20 protein-coding genes are annotated in these 16,796 nt (G+C 58.4%); 10 read left to right on the top strand and 10 right to left on the bottom strand.

Translation table 11 applies throughout. The annotated features are described in order from the left end of the window. Positions 1–41: 41 nt before the first annotated feature. On the top strand, positions 42–923 hold the full coding sequence (locus RVM24_RS17840; RefSeq protein WP_431474489.1) for a LysR family transcriptional regulator: 882 nt from the start codon (positions 42–44) through the stop codon (positions 921–923). Here the strand turns inward: RVM24_RS17840 and RVM24_RS17845 are convergent. Both RVM24_RS17845 and rarD read right to left on the bottom strand, forming a co-directional pair. Next, positions 902–1,135, bottom strand: a complete 234-nt coding sequence (locus RVM24_RS17845) for a DUF3565 domain-containing protein (protein ID WP_374786458.1) — start codon at positions 1,133–1,135, stop codon at positions 902–904. The two genes, RVM24_RS17840 and RVM24_RS17845, sit on opposite strands and share 22 nt — an antisense overlap. Then, positions 1,132–2,028, bottom strand: a complete 897-nt coding sequence (gene rarD / locus RVM24_RS17850; protein ID WP_374786459.1) for an EamA family transporter RarD — start codon at positions 2,026–2,028, stop codon at positions 1,132–1,134. The genes RVM24_RS17845 and rarD overlap by 4 nt, the downstream gene beginning before the upstream one ends. A 103-nt stretch (positions 2,029–2,131) precedes the next feature. On the opposite strand from rarD, the gene RVM24_RS17855 reads away from it, so the two are divergent. After that, a complete protein-coding gene (locus RVM24_RS17855) occupies positions 2,132–2,512 on the top strand; it encodes a rhodanese-like domain-containing protein (RefSeq protein WP_058093022.1) in 381 nt (126 codons plus the stop codon). Here RVM24_RS17855 and RVM24_RS17860 read toward each other — a convergent pair whose 3' ends face one another. Next, complete coding sequence (locus tag RVM24_RS17860) at positions 2,513–2,977, bottom strand: YchJ family protein (RefSeq protein WP_227513291.1); 465 nt, start codon at positions 2,975–2,977, stop codon at positions 2,513–2,515. A 69-nt stretch (positions 2,978–3,046) separates the two neighbouring features. Further along, positions 3,047–3,721, bottom strand: a complete 675-nt coding sequence (locus tag RVM24_RS17865) for a hypothetical protein (RefSeq protein ID WP_058093024.1) — start codon at positions 3,719–3,721, stop codon at positions 3,047–3,049. Between the two features lie 165 nt (positions 3,722–3,886). Between RVM24_RS17865 and RVM24_RS17870 the strand changes: the two genes are divergently transcribed. Beyond that, entirely contained in the window at positions 3,887–4,846 is a 960-nt protein-coding gene (locus RVM24_RS17870) for a GGDEF domain-containing protein (RefSeq protein ID WP_058093025.1), read from the top strand. Here the strand turns inward: RVM24_RS17870 and RVM24_RS17875 are convergent. Further along, positions 4,841–5,677, bottom strand: a complete 837-nt coding sequence (locus tag RVM24_RS17875) for a substrate-binding periplasmic protein (RefSeq protein ID WP_227513292.1) — start codon at positions 5,675–5,677, stop codon at positions 4,841–4,843. The two genes, RVM24_RS17870 and RVM24_RS17875, sit on opposite strands and share 6 nt — an antisense overlap. A 235-nt stretch (positions 5,678–5,912) precedes the next feature. Here RVM24_RS17875 and RVM24_RS17880 point away from each other — a divergent pair, with 235 nt between their 5' ends. The 5 genes from RVM24_RS17880 to RVM24_RS17900 all read left to right on the top strand — a co-directional run bounded on the left by RVM24_RS17880 (position 5,913) and on the right by RVM24_RS17900 (position 10,762). Continuing rightward, complete coding sequence (locus RVM24_RS17880; RefSeq protein WP_286920689.1) at positions 5,913–6,551, top strand: DUF1826 domain-containing protein; 639 nt, start codon at positions 5,913–5,915, stop codon at positions 6,549–6,551. Between the two features lie 45 nt (positions 6,552–6,596). Next, a complete protein-coding gene (locus tag RVM24_RS17885) occupies positions 6,597–7,895 on the top strand; it encodes a hypothetical protein (protein WP_431474490.1) in 1,299 nt (432 codons plus the stop codon). Positions 7,896–7,979: 84 nt separating this feature from the next. After that, positions 7,980–9,095: a hypothetical protein gene (locus RVM24_RS17890; protein ID WP_431474491.1), complete on the top strand. Its 1,116-nt coding sequence runs from the start codon at positions 7,980–7,982 to the stop codon at positions 9,093–9,095. Continuing rightward, positions 9,085–10,011, top strand: a complete 927-nt coding sequence (locus tag RVM24_RS17895) for a metal ABC transporter solute-binding protein, Zn/Mn family (protein ID WP_286920686.1) — start codon at positions 9,085–9,087, stop codon at positions 10,009–10,011. The genes RVM24_RS17890 and RVM24_RS17895 overlap by 11 nt, the downstream gene beginning before the upstream one ends. Beyond that, positions 10,001–10,762 (top strand): ABC transporter, encoded by a 762-nt coding sequence (locus RVM24_RS17900; protein ID WP_286920685.1) that lies wholly within the window; start codon positions 10,001–10,003, stop codon positions 10,760–10,762. Before RVM24_RS17895 ends, RVM24_RS17900 begins: the two co-directional genes overlap by 11 nt. On the opposite strand, the gene RVM24_RS17905 is transcribed toward RVM24_RS17900, so the two are convergent. Further along, on the bottom strand, positions 10,743–11,171 hold the full coding sequence (locus tag RVM24_RS17905; RefSeq protein WP_106694311.1) for a hotdog fold thioesterase: 429 nt from the start codon (positions 11,169–11,171) through the stop codon (positions 10,743–10,745). The two genes, RVM24_RS17900 and RVM24_RS17905, sit on opposite strands and share 20 nt — an antisense overlap. Before the next feature lie 137 nt (positions 11,172–11,308). Between RVM24_RS17905 and RVM24_RS17910 the strand changes: the two genes are divergently transcribed. Beyond that, positions 11,309–11,773, top strand: a complete 465-nt coding sequence (locus RVM24_RS17910; protein ID WP_138436974.1) for a c-type cytochrome — start codon at positions 11,309–11,311, stop codon at positions 11,771–11,773. Positions 11,774–11,787: 14 nt separating this feature from the next. Here the strand turns inward: RVM24_RS17910 and RVM24_RS17915 are convergent, their stop codons facing one another. From RVM24_RS17915 to RVM24_RS17925, 3 genes are all read right to left on the bottom strand, one after another. Beyond that, the gene (locus tag RVM24_RS17915; protein ID WP_431474492.1) at positions 11,788–12,480 is read right to left on the bottom strand and encodes a cytochrome b/b6 domain-containing protein; all 693 of its coding nucleotides are present in this window, start codon (positions 12,478–12,480) and stop codon (positions 11,788–11,790) included. Positions 12,481–12,551: 71 nt separating this feature from the next. Then, a complete protein-coding gene (locus RVM24_RS17920) occupies positions 12,552–13,934 on the bottom strand; it encodes a ribonuclease J (RefSeq protein WP_374813929.1) in 1,383 nt (460 codons plus the stop codon). Then, the gene (locus RVM24_RS17925; RefSeq protein ID WP_374813930.1) at positions 13,931–14,698 is read right to left on the bottom strand and encodes a substrate-binding periplasmic protein; all 768 of its coding nucleotides are present in this window, start codon (positions 14,696–14,698) and stop codon (positions 13,931–13,933) included. Before RVM24_RS17925 ends, RVM24_RS17920 begins: the two co-directional genes overlap by 4 nt. Positions 14,699–14,872: 174 nt before the next feature. Between RVM24_RS17925 and RVM24_RS17930 the strand changes: the two genes are divergently transcribed. After that, positions 14,873–15,556: a type 1 glutamine amidotransferase domain-containing protein gene (locus RVM24_RS17930; protein ID WP_374813932.1), complete on the top strand. Its 684-nt coding sequence runs from the start codon at positions 14,873–14,875 to the stop codon at positions 15,554–15,556. An 80-nt stretch (positions 15,557–15,636) separates the two neighbouring features. Here RVM24_RS17930 and RVM24_RS17935 read toward each other — a convergent pair whose 3' ends face one another. Further along, positions 15,637–16,749 carry an S-(hydroxymethyl)glutathione dehydrogenase/class III alcohol dehydrogenase gene (locus RVM24_RS17935; RefSeq protein ID WP_061331193.1) on the bottom strand — a complete coding sequence of 371 codons (1,113 nt, stop codon included), beginning with the start codon at positions 16,747–16,749 and terminating at the stop codon, positions 15,637–15,639. Between the last annotated feature and the right edge of the window lie 47 nt (positions 16,750–16,796).

A 16,796-nucleotide genomic window follows, 5' to 3' on the forward strand; every position in this document is an offset into this window, starting at 1 on the left:
GAGTCGCTGAGCGACGGAAAATCCGGCGCAATGAGATAGGCATGAAAACTTCCCAGATTAAAACCTTTCTATCCGTGGTCCGGAACGGCAGCGTTGCCGCGGCCGCCCGCGAGCTGAACCGCAGCCGGACGACGGTCAGCACCGTGCTGGCCTCGCTGGAGGACGAGCTGGGGGTTGAGTTGTTTGAACGCAGCGGCAACCAGCTGCATTTGACCTCTATCGGCCAGTCCATTCTCACCGACTGTCGGCGCTTTGATCAGGTCGCCGGCCAGATACAGGCCCGCTGCCAGCACCACCTGAGCGGCGCCGAATCGGTCTTGCGCATCGCCCGGGACGATGCCATTCCCGAGGACGTGTGGCGAGACATCCTGCGCCGCCTGAAACAGCGGTTTCCGCAAACCAGCCTGTCGATCTATCTTGCCCCTCCGAGAGAACTGCCCTCGCTGGTCCGTAACCAGTCGGTGGATGTCGCCTACGGCCTGATGCCGGAACTGACGAATGAGGGCTACCAATGGTTCCGCGAGCTGGCTGACGTGCGCATGCTGACCGTCGCTGCGCCCGAGCATCCACTTAGCCAACTGAAACGGGTAACCCAGGATGATCTGATCAGCCACACCGAAATCACCATTGCCTACATGCAGGATTCAGTGCTGGTGGCAGACTCACCGGAAACCGCCAACTACCTGGCGTTTACCCAGTACGAGCTGATCCGGGATGCGGTGATGGACGGCGCCGGCTGGGCGGACCTGCCGTTACCGTTAATTGCTGAGGCACTGCGGAGAGAACAACTGAAAACCATCCACCACCGCAGCGCGCGCTGGTGGAAGGTCTTCAGCGCCCTGGAATCAGAACAAGCTCAGGGCGGCGCCGTGGTAGGCTGGCTGGCTAACGAACTGGAAGCCTATCTGGAGACGATGGCCTGAAGGCCTGGCTGCTCATCGGCCGGAGCACCCTCGTCACACTTTTTGCAGTCCAGCTCAACTCCCAGCATGGCCTGCCGCCCTTCCGGGGTAACAACCCATGGGCGGTTCACCCACGGCGGATCGTGGCGCACATGCTGGTTATGCCCGCAGGCCAGCTGCGCCACCCAATGGTTTTCGTCGTCTTGGTGATAGCCGATGATGCGCTGTTTCATGATCTCCCCCTTTGATCCCAGGCCGACCAGGAATAAATCCCCAGCGCCACCCAGATCATGCTAAAGCTCACCAGTTTCGCGGTGCTCAGGGGCTCGTGGAACACAAAAAGCGCAATCAGGAACTGGATAGTGGGGTTGATGTACATCAGAAACCCCACCGTCGAGAGCTTCAGCCGCCGGGCGGCACCGGCGAAGGCCAGCAGGGGAATGGCAGTAACCGCACCGCTGGAAAGCAACAGCAAGGTACTGTAGCTGGTGCCACCAAAGTGAGACAAACCCTCCGATGACAACCAGGCCAGCGTCACCAGCCCCAGCGGCAGCAACAGCAGAGTTTCCACAAACAGGCCAGACAGCCCATCCAGCTCGACCTTCTTTCGCATCAACCCGTAGGTGCCAAAGCTGAACGCCAGCACCAGGGTAATCCAGGGCAGCTCACCCAGCAGAACAAACTGGTACAGAATCGCCACTGCCGCAAGGGTCACCGCAACCACTTGCAAGCGTGAAATCCGCTCCCCCAGAATCAGCAGCCCCATGGCCACATTCACCAGCGGGGTAAGGAAGTACCCCAGGCTGGCCTGCAGCACGTGCCGGGTTTCCACGGCATAAATGTAGACGCCCCAGTTAAGGGCAATAAACACCGCGCAACCGAGCACAAACCCGAGCCGTTTCGGCTGTTTCAATGCTGCCGTAACCGCAGACCAACGTTTTAGCAGGGAAATAACAATCGCAAGAAACAGGCACGACCAGATCACCCGGTGAATCAACACTTCCCAGGCGGGAATACCCTTGAACAACGCGAAGTACAGGGGAAAGCTGCCCCACATCGTGTATGCAGCAAGGCCGAACACAACACCTTTGGTGTTTTCCCGGTTAACCGGAGATGTCGATTGCATAGGTTCCTCATCACTGATCGACACAATCTATCACAGCATGGGTGACGGGAACCCGTGAATTGTCTTAACCTGACACCATTGTCTGATTTGCCGAGGAGTGAACATGAAAACTGCACACGATTTGGTTGCCGCTGCAAAGCAAGAAATCCAGGAAGTGCCACTGGCCGATGCCGACACAGCGATTCAAAAAGCCGATCTACTTCTGGATGTCCGTGATGGCGAGGAGTACCGGGCCGGCCACCTACCCGGTGCGGTCAATGTTTCCCGGGGTTTGCTGGAGTTCAAGTTCAGCAACGATCCTGCCTTCGACGACCGGCAGATGAAGATTGTGCTCTACTGCAAGAACTCCGGCCGCGCGGCGCTCAGCGCCAGGTCCCTGAAGGAAATGGGCTACCTTAACGTGCTGTCTATCGAAGGCGGCTTTGATGCCTGGGCAGAAGCAGGCAAACCCGTGGTGAAACCGGAACTGCCCGACTTCGAGTGATCACCGCTTCAGGCAACAGGCTTTATACTTTCTCCCGCTGCCGCACGGGCAAGGTTCGTTGCGGCCGGGCTTGAGGGCACCCTCGCCCGTTTCGCCAGCCACGTAGAACCAGCGGCCATCCACCCGTGCAAAGTCAGAAACTTCCTCCAGATAGCCCCAACCGGTTCCAGCCCGGTAGACCGCAAGGAAATGAACGCGCCCACGGGAGCCCTGCTCACTGGCATCCAGAATCCGTAACGATGCCCAGTCCGGAGAGTGTTCCAGCTCAAGCTCCCCGGGCCGGGTGTCCGGATGCCAGGTGGCCAGCAGGTAGTCCGGATTGCGCAGCACGAACGCAGCATAGCGAGAGCGCATCAGCGCCTCGGGGGTGGGCGCCAGCTGCCCGGAATGCCAGGGTTGGCAGCAGTCACGGTAGGCCTTGCCGCTGCAGCAGGGGCAAAGACCTGGCGATGTCGTCGTGGTCATGGTGGCGGGCTCAGAAGATCCATTTTGCCGGCAGTCTAGCAAGCTGGCCCCAGCCTGTCCCGCCGGCCGTCAATCCGCCCACAGCCTGGCGCGAAACCCGCTGCGCCGCCAAAGCAACGCCAGCCAGAGCGCGTGCAGGTTGATCAGCAGCGCCAGCACCCACTCAAAGGCATCGTCTTTCTGGCTGTACCAGTCCGGCACCACTGCGGTCAGAATCACCGAGAGAATGCCCACCGCCAGCGTCAGCTGGCAAAGGCGCAACAAGCGCAGGCCAGAGGTATACCACCTGGGATGATTCATCAGGCAGGCACTGATCAGCAACTGGCACAGATAGGTGAATGAGAAGTACAGAACAACGCCAATACGGCGAGTCAGGTTAAAGCCGTCCCCCGCATGGCCCAGCGCCAGGGTATAAAAGGCAAGGGCAGCACAGGCAACCAACCCGAGCCATGGAATCCAGGCAACACGCCGAGCCTGAACACCAAGCTGGCGCAACCAGAGACCGTTCAGCCACCAGAACAGAATCCCCAGCAGCGCTGCCGGCAGCATGGTCCCCTTAAAAATGAAATAAGCGGTACCGTGGCGCCCTGTGCGGCTGATACTGGTGCAGCTGTCCCAATACGGCACACACCACGACACATACCCTTCTATTACCGACACGGCAAAGGTCAGGTGGATCGTCAGCAAGGGAATCAGTGCCGCTGCAAACGCCAACCACCATAGTGGCAAAGATCGATGCCCCATACCGTTGCTCCTGAAACGTTTTTTCTCTGACGAACACCATCCGAAGTCGGATGGCAAACGTAGGCACAAACCCAAGAATAAGACAGATTCCAGGTGCAGGCGACGGCCAAAAACGCCATACTCGGCAACACATTGGCGAAAAATCAAGCGAAGACAAAAGTACCAATGAGATCCGGGATACCAACCATCAACCTACCCGCCCAGCCGGAAAAACCGGTTCCGGACACCAGTACCTCCGCCGAGGGCCTGCAGGCCGTGCTCGACAATCTCGATGCCCTGGTTTATGTGTCTGACTTCGAGACCCACGAATTACTTTACATGAACGCCTACGGCCGCCGCATCTGGGGCAGCATAGACGGCCGCAAATGCTGGCAGGCGCTGCAAGACAGCGACGGCCCTTGCTCTTTCTGCACGAATGACCTACTTGTCGCCGATGACGGCACCGCCAACGCACCTCATGTCTGGGAGTTCCAGAATCAGCTCGACCAACGCTGGTACCAATGCCGGGACCAGGCTATTCAGTGGACAGATGGTCGGCTGGCGAGGCTGGAGATTGCAACTGACATAACTGAACGAAAGAACATGGAGCTGGCGTTACACGAAGCCCACGAGCGGGCTCGGGCCGCCGCGTTCGAGGATGAACTGACCAGGCTCAGGAATCGCCGGGCGTTCTTTGAGTTTGGCAATCAACTACTCAGCCGCGCCCTGCGACAACAGTCCCCGATGGCACTGATCATGATGGACCTCGACCATTTCAAGCAAGTCAACGACACCCACGGTCACGAGGCGGGCGATGAGGTGCTTCGCAAGGTATCTTCAACGCTTGGTGAGAACATCCGCGACTATGACATCCTTGCCAGGATGGGCGGCGAAGAATTCGCACTCCTGCTCCCGGAAACCACGGAGCAGGAAGCTCTGGATACCGCTCACCGACTTCTGAGTGCGCTGACCAGCCTCACAGTGGATTATCGGAACCATGCAATCCAGATCAGCGCGAGTTTTGGGATTACCCGTCTGGGGCGGCAAGACCAGCGCCTGGAAGACCTGCTACACAGAGCAGACCGGGCACTCTATCGCTCGAAAGAGCTTGGACGTTGTCAGGTCAACCTCGATGCACCGTTATAAATCCTGATTGCCAACGTACCGGGCCGTATATTCCTCGATAAGCGCGGGCAATCTTCTGTTCACCGTCAGGTGCGAAAGCCGTTCCATAAAGGCTTCCCTGAAGGATTCTGAATTGCACGGTGAGCCTTTCGGAAACGCAAAGAACAGCCCCTCCCTCGAAATCGGTGGGTCCAGTGCAATAAAATCGCCGGCAAGCCCGAGCCTCTGGAGTTTCACCTGCCCCTGAAGTTGTTCGTACAACACATAGTCAACTCGGCCCGCCCTGGCCATCAGGAATGACTGTTCAATCGTGCGCACCCCTTCGATCATCAGGTTTGCTTTTGCGTACTGATCGAAACGCTGACCAAAACTGTTGTTGATCAGGGTGCTGCCCCGCTTCATCAGCAAGTCCGGCCAATGGCGATACTCAAAAGGCCGGTCCTTTGGCACCCAGACGTTGGTGGGCAAGTGAGTCATCGGCGGCAACACATAATCCATATAACCAATGCGCTCCGATGTCATGAAAGCGCCGGCCACGAGATCAAGATCACCCAGCTTTGCAAGATGCTGCACCCTGGCCCAGGAACCCTTGTCCCGAACCTCAACTTTAACTCCGAGCGGCTCTGTCAGCTCCCGCAAAAATGCTGGTATAGCGCCAACCAGCTCCCCGGGCGACCGGTCTGAACGCCAAAGCAGAGGTGGGTACTGAGGGTTACCACTGGCCAAGAGTGTGGTGCATACGAACCTTTCAGACTCTCCGGCCGCGACCCCGTGATGGCTTACCAACACCATCATCAAGCAGGCAAGCACGAGCCTTGTCATGGCCCCACCAATCGTCACTTTGATTGACACACAGTCTCCTGATGCGAGAAAGCAGCCGCTGCAAACTGGTTGATAAAATGAACTAAATTGAGTGTATCACCGATCCTGCCGACCGGCAGGCTGAAAACTTGATATCTCTCAAACCCCGGTCAACTTCCTCAAACCCGTTTCGCCAATTCATGTCAGCCCTTCACAATTCATATGTTATAACATAACATTGTCAGCCCGGATTCGGCTTCTCTCGCCAGACCAAGAGGTTCCAGCGATGACACAACACCCTCATAACCTCGAACACTCCTTAAGTGTCCACGGGAAAAATGTACAGTGCCTTGCGGAAATACTCCGTGACAACGTTAACCTGGCCGTCTGGCAGAGACCCCGGAACAACCACTGGGCCGCATTCGTAAATGAATTCTGTAGCCGCGCGGGGAACCTTGAACGTTTCGTCAGCCTCGAACGTGGGCAAAGTGCGGCCACTGCATTGCCCGGGTGGGCTCTTGATATCGAAGGTTCCAACCACTGGATTGCCGATGTCGACGAGCTGGCAGAGATGTATCAGTGCCTGTTTGAGCCTGAAGCGATAGGTCTTCGCATACATGTTCTGGCTGACACTATGTGCCCCAGATTTCATGTGGATCGGGTACCGGTGCGGCTGCTTTGCACTTACCGCGGGCCAGGAACCGAGTGGCTACCCGAACCCCTTGTTACCCGTCCTGCTGGTGAAGGCCCTCTGCCAGAGCAAAGTGTTCCCTCAGATCAAATTCAAACCATACCCACTGCCGCCGTCGCCCTTCTGAAGGGCGAAGCATGGGAGGGCAATGAGGGCCGGGGACTGGTGCATCGTTCACCGCAGCCGAATGGCACCCCAAGACTGATTGTTGGCCTCGATTGGCTTTCATCCTGAACTTTTAATGCAACGTTATAACATGAACAAAGGAGTGAGAATTCAATGAAACTAGCACCCCCCGCTCAAAAACCGGTAACACCAAGGCTGATCATTACATCCATTGTCGCAGCCTCAGCACTCATGCTTTCTGGATGCGGCGGCAGCAGCTCCAGTGACGGTCACGACCACACAGAGATCGAGACCGCCGGGCGCCTGGCCATTTATGACAGCACCGGCTCACAGATCAAGGTGATGGACCTGGACGACGGAAGCATACTGGAACAATTCCCCCTGGACGGTGAGGCACCCCGCCTGTACCGATCACCCAACGCACGGTATGGGGTAGTCATCCAGCGTGGAGATGACCTGGTGTCCTTTGTTGACAGCGGACTCTATACCGAAGACCACGGCGACCACATGCATGATTACGCGGAAACGCCATCCATGCTGAGCCTGACGCTGAACGATCACCGGCCCACCCACTATTCCCTCGGCGAAGAGTATGGCGTGGTGTTCTACGACGGCGCGGCCAGCGCGGCCAACGCCAAGGTGACAGTCTTCTCCGACCACTCCCTGGAAAGTAACAGTGAGGTCGCATCTCTGGGTCGTGACAACAACATGCATGGCGTTGCCAAGATGGTTGGGGATCGCCTGTTCGTTACCCGTCGTGATTCATCGATCACCGATACGACCCTGCCAGCGGAAGTTGAGCGTTACCAGCTGGACGGTGGCAGTTTCACCCACGAACACCTCTACGCTGAACAATGCCCACGCCTGCATGGCGCGGCAGCCAATCACCATGCCCTGGCCTTCGGCTGCTCCGATGGTGTGCTGGTGATCGATCTGGAAGACGATACCTTCCCCGCGGAAAAACTGGATACCCCACCAACCCTGATCGACGGCAGTCGCATTGGCACCCTGGTTGCTCATCATGACGTCGACGCCCTGGTCGGTGTTGCCGGAAACCAGCTTTTCGTCATCAACCCGGAAGATGCCGAGCCCTACCTGGAGTTGACTCTGGGCGAAGGCGTCACTCGCGTTGCCCAGGGTTTTGATGGTCATGGCGAAACCTTCTACGTGTTCGGTAATGACGGCAAGCTTCGCTTGTTCGACCCTGCCGACAGCTGGCTACTGGTTGCCACCCTGGACGTTATGGCGCCTCTGGCAGAGGATGACCAAGTTGCGTTTACCGAATCGGCCAGCGAAGACCGCCTGTTTGCACTGACACCGGATGGTCAGTCCATCATCGAAATCGACACCCATGAGCGGGAGGTTCTGCGGACCATCGCCCTGGACTTCCAGGCCGCCAGCCTGGTCTGGCTTGGTCTGATGGATGATCACGACCACGATCACGCTCACTAACCAACACCGATGACACCGCGCCGGCTGCTTAACGCATCGCCGGCGCCGACTCCATTTCCTATGCAAGCAGTACGAGGATTCAACATGCGTTTTACCCGCCTTCAAGCCGGCCTGTTCTCCACCTTGCTGATGCCATTTGCGTCGGCCCAAGCCAATGAAATGAACCCAGACATCAGCGTGGTTCTGGACGGTTATTACAAACAGAACGCCACCGCGCTGTCCCACCGGGACGAGGGTTTTGGGCTTGGGCACACCGAGCTGTCATTGTCTGCGCCCATCGATGACCTGTTCACAGGCCGCCTGACTGCAGTTTTGGAAGAACATCACGGCGAAACCGAAGTAGCACTGGAAGAAGCCTACCTGCAGACCACCGGCATGCCCTGGAACCTGAGTGTTCGGGGCGGCCGATTCCTGTCCCAGATCGGTTACCTGAACAGTCGCCACATGCATGAGGACAACTTTGTCGAGCGCCCCGCAGCCTATCGGGCTCTTCTGGGCAGCCACTACTTCGACGACGGTCTGCGGGTCAACCTGCTGATGCCCACACCGTTTTTCTGGCAGATCGGGGCGGAAGCTTTCAACGGCAATCGCCTGACGGAAGGTGACGAAGACATTGGTGTGTACACCGTCAACACTCGTTTCGGTGGCGACATCGGGGTGTCACAAAGCTGGCAGGCCGGGCTGTCCTATCTGAACAACCGCCAGGTTCATGGTGACCATGACGGCGATCACGATCATGACCATGACCACGGTGATCACGACCACAGCCATGCCGCCGCCTACACCGGCGAGAACCTCTATATCGCCGACCTGGTCTGGAAATGGTCGCCTGATGGCAACACCCGCCAGCAACAGCTGACGCTCAGCGGCGAATACCTGTACGCGGACGAACTGAACGAACATGCCCGCTCCTCAGATTACCACCAGGGCTGGTATACCTCCGCTGTCTACCGCTTTACCCCCCAGTGGTCTGTCGGTGCCCGCTATGGCCGGGTGGATCTCAAGGAAGCCCACGGTGACCACTTCCACGATCAGCAACTGAAAGAAACCGACGTGATGTTGGCCTGGTCCCGGTCCCACTTCTCGACTCTGCGTCTGCAGTACACGCACCAGAGTGCTCACGGTTTCGATGACGCCGACAACACCGTCACCCTGCAGTACGTGATGACCTTCGGAGCTCATGGTGCCCATGATTTCTAAGCCCAACCGCCTGGCATGGGTGTTTGGCTGGCTGCTGGCGTTTGCCAGCGTGCCGGCCAGCGCCAGTCTGAATGTGTTCGCCTGCGAACCAGAGTGGGCCAGCCTGGTCTCGGCGTTGCTGCCGGATGCAACCATCACCACCGCGACCACCGCCTGGCAAGACCCGCACTACATTGAGGCCAGACCCAGCCTGATTGCCGCCATGCGTAAAGCCGACCTGGCCGTGTGCACGGGTGCGTCGCTGGAAGCCGGCTGGCTGCCTTCGCTGATCTCAAGGGCGGCCAATCGCAAGATCCAGCCCGGCAGCGATGGGCTGTTCTTTGCCGCCGACCATGCTCCTCTGCATCAGAGTCATGAGCACGTTGACCGCAGCATGGGGGACGTCCATCCAGAGGGCGACCCGCACCTGCATCTGTCTCCGGACGCCATCCCCCTGGTTGCCGATGCCCTCGCCGAACGACTGGCTGCCCTGGTCCCCGATCAGCAAGCGCAGATTCAAATGAGGTACATTCGGTGGCGGGGAGAGTGGAACCAGCAACGCCAGTCCTGGCGTTCTACCGCCCGGCAACTGGCCGGGACCGGTGTGGTTACCCAGCACTCCACCTTCGATTATCTGCTGCGTTGGCTGGGCATCGAGGTCATTGCCGACCTGGAGCCAAAACCCGGCTTACCACCCGGCAGCGCGCACCTGCGGAACGTACTGGCCACCCCGGACCTGGCTCGTGCCAGCGTGATTATCGTCGCCTCCTATCAGGATGATCGTCCGGCCCGGTGGTTATCCTCACAATCCGGCGTACCGGCGATAGTGCTACCTGGCACCGTCACCGGCCAACCGGGTGAAGAGACTCTGGAGCAGGTTATCAACCTGATCGTCGACACACTGTTGAATCATCAGGAGCCAACGAATGTGGAATGAGTGGGGCTGGATGTGGCCGGCACTCACCGCCAGCGCGCTGACTGCAATCGCCCTGGTGCCTCTGGGCAACCGGGTACTTGAGCGGGGTATGGTATTTGCGGATCTGGCGATCGCCCAGTGGGCGGCGCTCGGCATTTTGCTGGTCGGCACTTTGTTCCCCGCCGGTGGCCCTGCCCTGAGCCTTTCCGGGAGCCTGACCCTGGCCCTGCTGGCCGTTGCCATGGTCAGCCTGGTGTTGCGGTATCTGACCCGGCATCGTGAAGCCATGATTGGCCTGCTCTACGCACTGGGCGCGTGCCTGGCCACCTTGCTGGTAAGCCAGGACCCCCACGGCGCACAGCGGCTTGCCCATACCCTGAACGGAGATCTGCTCTGGACCACACCCACGGTGCTGGCCCCGATGGTGCTACTGGCACTGGCCGTGCTTGTCTGGCAATACGTCCTGCCGCAGAGTTACAGGGGCTGGCTGTTCCTGCCAATGTTCGCTATCGCCATCACACTGACGGTCGACCTGGCCGGCATCTACGTGGTGTTCACCTCATTGATTGCCGCCCCACTGCTACTGATACACCTGCGTGGCACCAGCATTGTCTTCGCCATACTGACGTGCCTGGCGGGCCACAGTCTGGGGCTTCTGATCTCAGCCTGGCAGGATCTGCCAACCGGGCCAACCGTGGTTATCGCTGCCATGGCCACCTGTGCCAGTGCGGCGGTGCTGGCGCGCAAACCCATCAACCGGGACGCTTGGTAACCGCCATCGTCAGCCTGGAAATGCAGGTCAGCTTGCCTTGCTCGTTCTCCAGGCGGATTTCCCAAACCTGGGTGGTGCTGCCGATGTGCTGGGCGCGGGCCGTGCCGTATACCCAGCCGCCGGTCACCGGGCGAATGTGGTTGGCGTTGATATCCAGCCCCACCGCCACGGTGTTCTTGTCTTTCAGGCAGCAATTGGCCGCCATGCTGCCCAGGGTTTCCGCCAGCAACACCGAGGAACCGCCGTGCAGGATGCCAAACGGCTGAACCGTACGCTGGTCCACCGGCATGCGGCCCTTCACGTAATCGTCACCAATCTCGAGGTATTCAATACCCATGTGGCTGACGGCGGTGTTTTTACTTGCCTCAGCCATGTGTTCCAGGTTCGGGGTTACTGTCCAGATCGCCATATGCGGAATTCTCCAGATTGAACTTTGGTCTGCTATAACTGTCTGCAATGAGTCTATACAGGTAGCATGCTCATAACCATGCCTTTATAGAGCATTTTGGTAACCTAACCAATCAGACTAAAAGAGAGGGACCTGAGATGAAAAAAACCGGTGTTATTACCGCCGCTATACTCGCTGCTTCGTTTGCCATACCAGCGGTTGCCCAGTTGAGCGTGGAGGACCAGATCAAAGCACGCCAAGCGGGTTACCAGTTCATGTCCTGGAACATGGGCAAGATCAAGGCCCAGGCGGTTGATGGCGACGTTGAATTCAATGCTGACCAGATGAAAGCCGCAGCCAATGCCATTGCCGCCGTTGCCAACTCCGGCATGGGCGCTCTGTACAGCCCGGATTCAGCCATGGACAAGGCGGAAAACACTCGCCTGAAGCCTGAGTTTTTCCAGCAAACGGATAAAGTCCGGGAAGTCGGCACCAACTTTGTTCGTGAAGCCAACAAACTGCAGGAAGTGGCTGCCACTGGTGACCGTGGTGCATTGGCGCGCCAGTTCAGCGCTGTCGGGCAAACCTGCAAGGCCTGCCACGACAACTTCCGCGCCGACTGATCAGCGCGGTTAACCTACCAACCCAGATCCTGGGGTGCAGGTGCGGGTGCCGGCGGTGGTGATACAAGCTCACCGCTGGCCACCCACACCACCGCCAGTGCAAGCACCAGAGACACCACGAATGCGATCGCACCCCCGCCTTTAGCATCCTCAGCCTGCCCTTGTGGGACCACTTTCCTGCCGGTGATCATCGGTTTCACCAGATTGTCTTTCTTGACGTGGGTGTAGAACATCACCGCTGCCACATGCAGGGCCACCAGGCCATACAGATACCATTCGGTTTGCCGGTGCCAGCCACTCAGGGTGCCGCTCAGATCTGACGACACCAGCGGGTACAGAGGGCCGTAGAAGGCGATTTCGTCATTGGCGAACAACCCAGTCACGGCCTGAAAACCGAACAGGCCGATCAGGGCCAGAACCGATAAAGCACCCAGCGGGTTGTGGCCCACGCCCTGCCACCGGCCTTTGAGATAGGCCATGATAGCGCCGGGGCCGCGTACAAAACGGGTAAACCTGGCGTAACTGGAACCCAGAAAGCCCCAGGCGATACGAAACGCCAGCAAGCCCACAACCAGCAAGCCAAATCGCTCATGCCACGCCATCCAGCTGCCACCGAGCTTGGTGGTCACGATGGCGCCAATCACCGCCAACACCAACAACCAGTGAAACAGCCGGACCGGTAGATCCCATAATCGAATAGTGGTCATCTTCATTCCCTTGCGTCACTCACGGATTGGCGACATAGACCATCATAAGCTTACTAAGTTCCTTGTAGCCCTCAGTACACTCTGACCAACTCCTGCTTCTGCCACCCCAACCGTCCGGTTTCGACAACCTGACGCCGAATGCCCGGTACTGGCCGCACCATGAACAGGTCGCCATTTCGGCCAACCATGGCCCTGGGCACGCCTGCACCTTTCGCAAGATCGGCATGCACGTCCATGTGTTCAGCCTCACCGTGAACAGGAATGGCAATGCGGGGCTGAACCCAGCGATACATCGCCTTGAGTTCATCCTGGGCCGGATGGCCTGAGGCATGAATGGGCACGCCCGCGTCTTCGGCGGTAATCACAATCACCCCCAGTTTGCGCAGCTGGCTGATCAGCGCCTCGATGGCTTCTTCATTGCCGGGTATTGCCCGGGCACTGAAAATCACCGTGTCACCGGCTTCCAGCTCAAAATCCGGGTGGCTGCCCTGGGCAAGGCGCCGCAACGCGGTTCGAGGTTCACCCTGGCTGCCGGTGGCCACACCCAGCACCTCATGGCGCGGCAGGTAGCCCAGATGGGCGGGGCTGATCAGTTTGTCTGAGCCCGGCCAAAGCCCCGTAGCCTTGGCCGCACCACTCATGTTTACCAACGAGCGGCCCAGCAATCCCATGTAGCGGCCTGTTTCCCGGGCAATACTGGCCAGCGTGTGCAGGCGCGCAATATTGCTGCCAAAGCAGGTGACAATCACCCGCCCCTCGGCCACCGCAATCAGGTCCCGCAGGCCTTCGTGCAGCGCCGCCTCGGAGACCGAGTGGCCCTGCACGGTGGCGTTGGTGGAATCACAGACCATGGCGGCCACACCTTCTTCCGCCAGATCGGTAAACGTGGATGTGGTGTAACCGTGACCAACCAACGGATTATCATCCAGCTTCCAGTCACCGCTGTGGAAAATGTTGCCAATCCGGGTGCGGATCATCAGGGCATTGGGGTCGGGAATCGAGTGGGTGAGTGCCAGCCACTGCACATTGAACGGGCCGATCTGCCGGCGCTCTCCGGTATCCACCTCGATGATCGGTACCCGATGCAACAGATCAAACTCCGCCAGCTTTCGGCGCAGGATTTCAGCGGTAAATCGGCTGGTGTAGACGGGGCACTGCAGCAGTGGCCAGAGATAGGGCACGGCGCCGATGTGATCTTCGTGGGCATGGGTAATGATCAACCCCGCCAGTTTGTCCCGCCGGTCGGCGATAAACGCCGGGTCTGCCATCTGCACCGGTGGCTCACCACGATGGTGCACGGTGCCATCGGCCGCGATACGGCCCGGCTTGGGGAAGGTCACCCCGCAGTCCACCATCAACCACTGGCCATCGTGGCCGTAGAGGTTCAGGTTCATACCGATTTCACCCGTGCCGCCAAGGGGCAAAAACCATAAATCGTTGTGGTCAGGGGTCATTGAGCGGGTTGTTCCAGGTACTTCAACACAAGATTTTCCTTAATTCCCTCACGCTCGATCAGCTTCAGGGCCGCGCGAATGTCGTCTGCGTACTTCAGGGCCGGCGATTTGTCTGACACGGCAATCCAGGTTCGCTCGCCCGGCACGAAAAACGGCGAAACCTGTGCAGGGAGTTTCAATTTACAGACGGTGTACTGACCCACAAGTTCCGGTGCGATCACCACATCCACCCGACCTTTTTCCATCATCAGCATCAGGTTCTCATAGTGCGGTGCCGATTCTTTGATCAAATCCCCGTCGCGATCAAACCGGGTAAAGTAGGTGGCGCCATCCAGGACGCCAACCGTTCTTCCGTAAAGATCGTTGTAGCGGGTAATCCGGTGCTCATCATCCAGATAGAAGAAAAGGCGGCGCTCCGGCGGGAAAGCGGGGGCAACGAAGGTCATGTAGTCCTCGCGACCGTCGGTTCTCAGCGGCCCCAGCATTACATCCACTTCCCCTCTTTGCAGCATCAGCAGAACACGCCGAAACGGCGCCTCCCGGTACTTCACCTGCCAACCAAGGCGATCGGCAATTTCCTCGAAAATCTCCAGATAGAGGCCACCTTTATGGCCGGCGTCCAGTATTCGGTAGGGCGGAGAATGGTTCACCCCGACGGTGACCGTGAGTGGTTCGACGGTTTCCGTGCCCTGCTGCGCCTGTGCTGACAAGGAGAACGCTAGCAGTATAGATGCCAGCCACAGCGGTGTGTTTCTCACGTCCATTTCGGCCTCAATCCATGGTCAAATGAGTGTAAAACGATGACAGTATAGTAGGCCGCAGCATCCATAACCTACCTGTAACCGTAATCCCTGTTGAAATATCGCCATCCCGTCACAAGGTCTCGGGGTAAGGCACATCAAACTCGTTTCTGAACTCCGACACAAGGATCGACCACTATGAAGATACTGATGGTACTGACTTCCCATGACCAAATGGGCGATACCGGCCACAAGACAGGCTTCTGGCTGGAAGAGTTCACGTCACCGTTTTACGTCTTCAAGGACGCAGGCGCCGACATTACCCTCGCGTCCCCTAAAGGCGGTCAGCCGCCGGTAGACCCCAACAGTGAAGCCGAAGACGCCCTCACTGAATCCACCCGCCGCTTCATGGACGACACTCACGCCCGTGAAATGCTCGCCAGCACGAAAAAACTGGCGGATGTGGACATGAACCAGTTCGATGCCATTTTCTACCCCGGTGGCCACGGCCCGCTGTGGGATCTGGCAGAGGATGAAAAGTCCATCGCCCTGATCAAGACGGCGTACGAACAGGACAAGGTGATCGGCGCTGTCTGCCACGCACCTGCCGTGTTCAAGAATGTGTTCGTGAAACCAGACCAGAACATCGTAGGCGGCCGGGAAGTCACCGGTTTCAGTAATACCGAAGAAGACGCCGTTCAGCTCACCAACATCGTGCCTTTTCTGCTGGAAGACATGCTCAAACAGAACAACGCACGTTACAGCCGTGGCGATGACTGGGCACCGCACATTGTGGTGGACGGCAAGTTGATCACCGGGCAAAACCCGGCCTCGTCCGAGGGCACCGCCAAGGCCGTGGTGCAGGCGTTACAGGCCAGCTAACAGGCTGAGTCCATGACCGAAAAAACAAAGGGGAGGCCGGCGGCCTCCCCTTTGACATTCTGACCTGAGTACCCCCCTGATCAGAAGTGAATCACCGTACGAATGCTCTTGCCTTCGTGCATCAGATCAAACGCCTTGTTGATGTCTTCCAGCGGCATTTCATGGGTGATGAACACATCCAGCGGAATCTCACCGGTTTTGGCTTTTTCGACATAAGACGGCAGCTCGGTACGGCCTTTTACGCCACCAAACGCTGAGCCTTTCCAGACCCGACCGGTCACCAGCTGGAACGGGCGGGTGCTGATTTCTTCGCCGGCACCGGCCACGCCTATGATGATGGATTCACCCCAGCCCTTGTGGCAGCATTCCAGGGCTGCACGCATCACCTTGACGTTACCGATGCATTCAAAGGAATAGTCCACGCCGCCGTCGGTCATCTCGACAATGACTTCCTGAATCGGCTTGTCGTAGTCGTTGGGGTTGACCACGTCGGTGGCACCCAACTGCCTGGCGATATCAAACTTGCCCGGGTTGATGTCGATGGCGATGATTCGGCTGGCCTTGGCCATGGTGGCGCCGATGATCGCTGCCAGGCCAATACCCCCCAGGCCGAAGATGGCCACAGTGGCACCCTCTTCCACCTTTGCGGTGTTCATCACCGCACCGATACCGGTGGTGACGCCACAACCCAGCAGGCACACCTTTTCCAACGGTGCTTCTTTGGGAATCTTGGCCAGGGAAATTTCCGGTAGCACGGTGTATTCGGAGAAGGTAGAGCAGCCCATGTAGTGGTACAGCGGCTGGCCCTTGTACGAGAAACGGGAAGTACCATCCGGCATCACGCCTTTGCCCTGGGTCGCCCGCACCGCACCGCACAGGTTGGTCTTGCCAGAGGTACAGAACTTACACTCGCCACACTCCGCGGTGTACAGGGGGATGACATGGTCACCTACCTTCAGGTCTTTCACGCCCGGGCCAACTGCTTCCACAATACCGCCACCCTCATGGCCCAGAATCGTCGGAAACAGGCCCTCCGGGTCGGCACCAGAAAGAGTGTAGGCATCGGTATGGCACACACCGGTGGCGACAATCTTCACCAGCACTTCGCCCTCTTGAGGCGGCGCCACATCCACTTCCACAATTTCCAGTGGCTTGTTAGCCTCAAACGCTACAGCCGCGCGGGATTTAATCACTTTCAATCTCCTGGTATCCGGTTGAGTCGAATTGCCTGCCAGCATTA

Origin of the sequence: Marinobacter sp. KM021, from assembly GCF_050707965.1 — a bacterium.
GTDB lineage: Bacteria > Pseudomonadota > Gammaproteobacteria > Pseudomonadales > Oleiphilaceae > Marinobacter > Marinobacter shengliensis.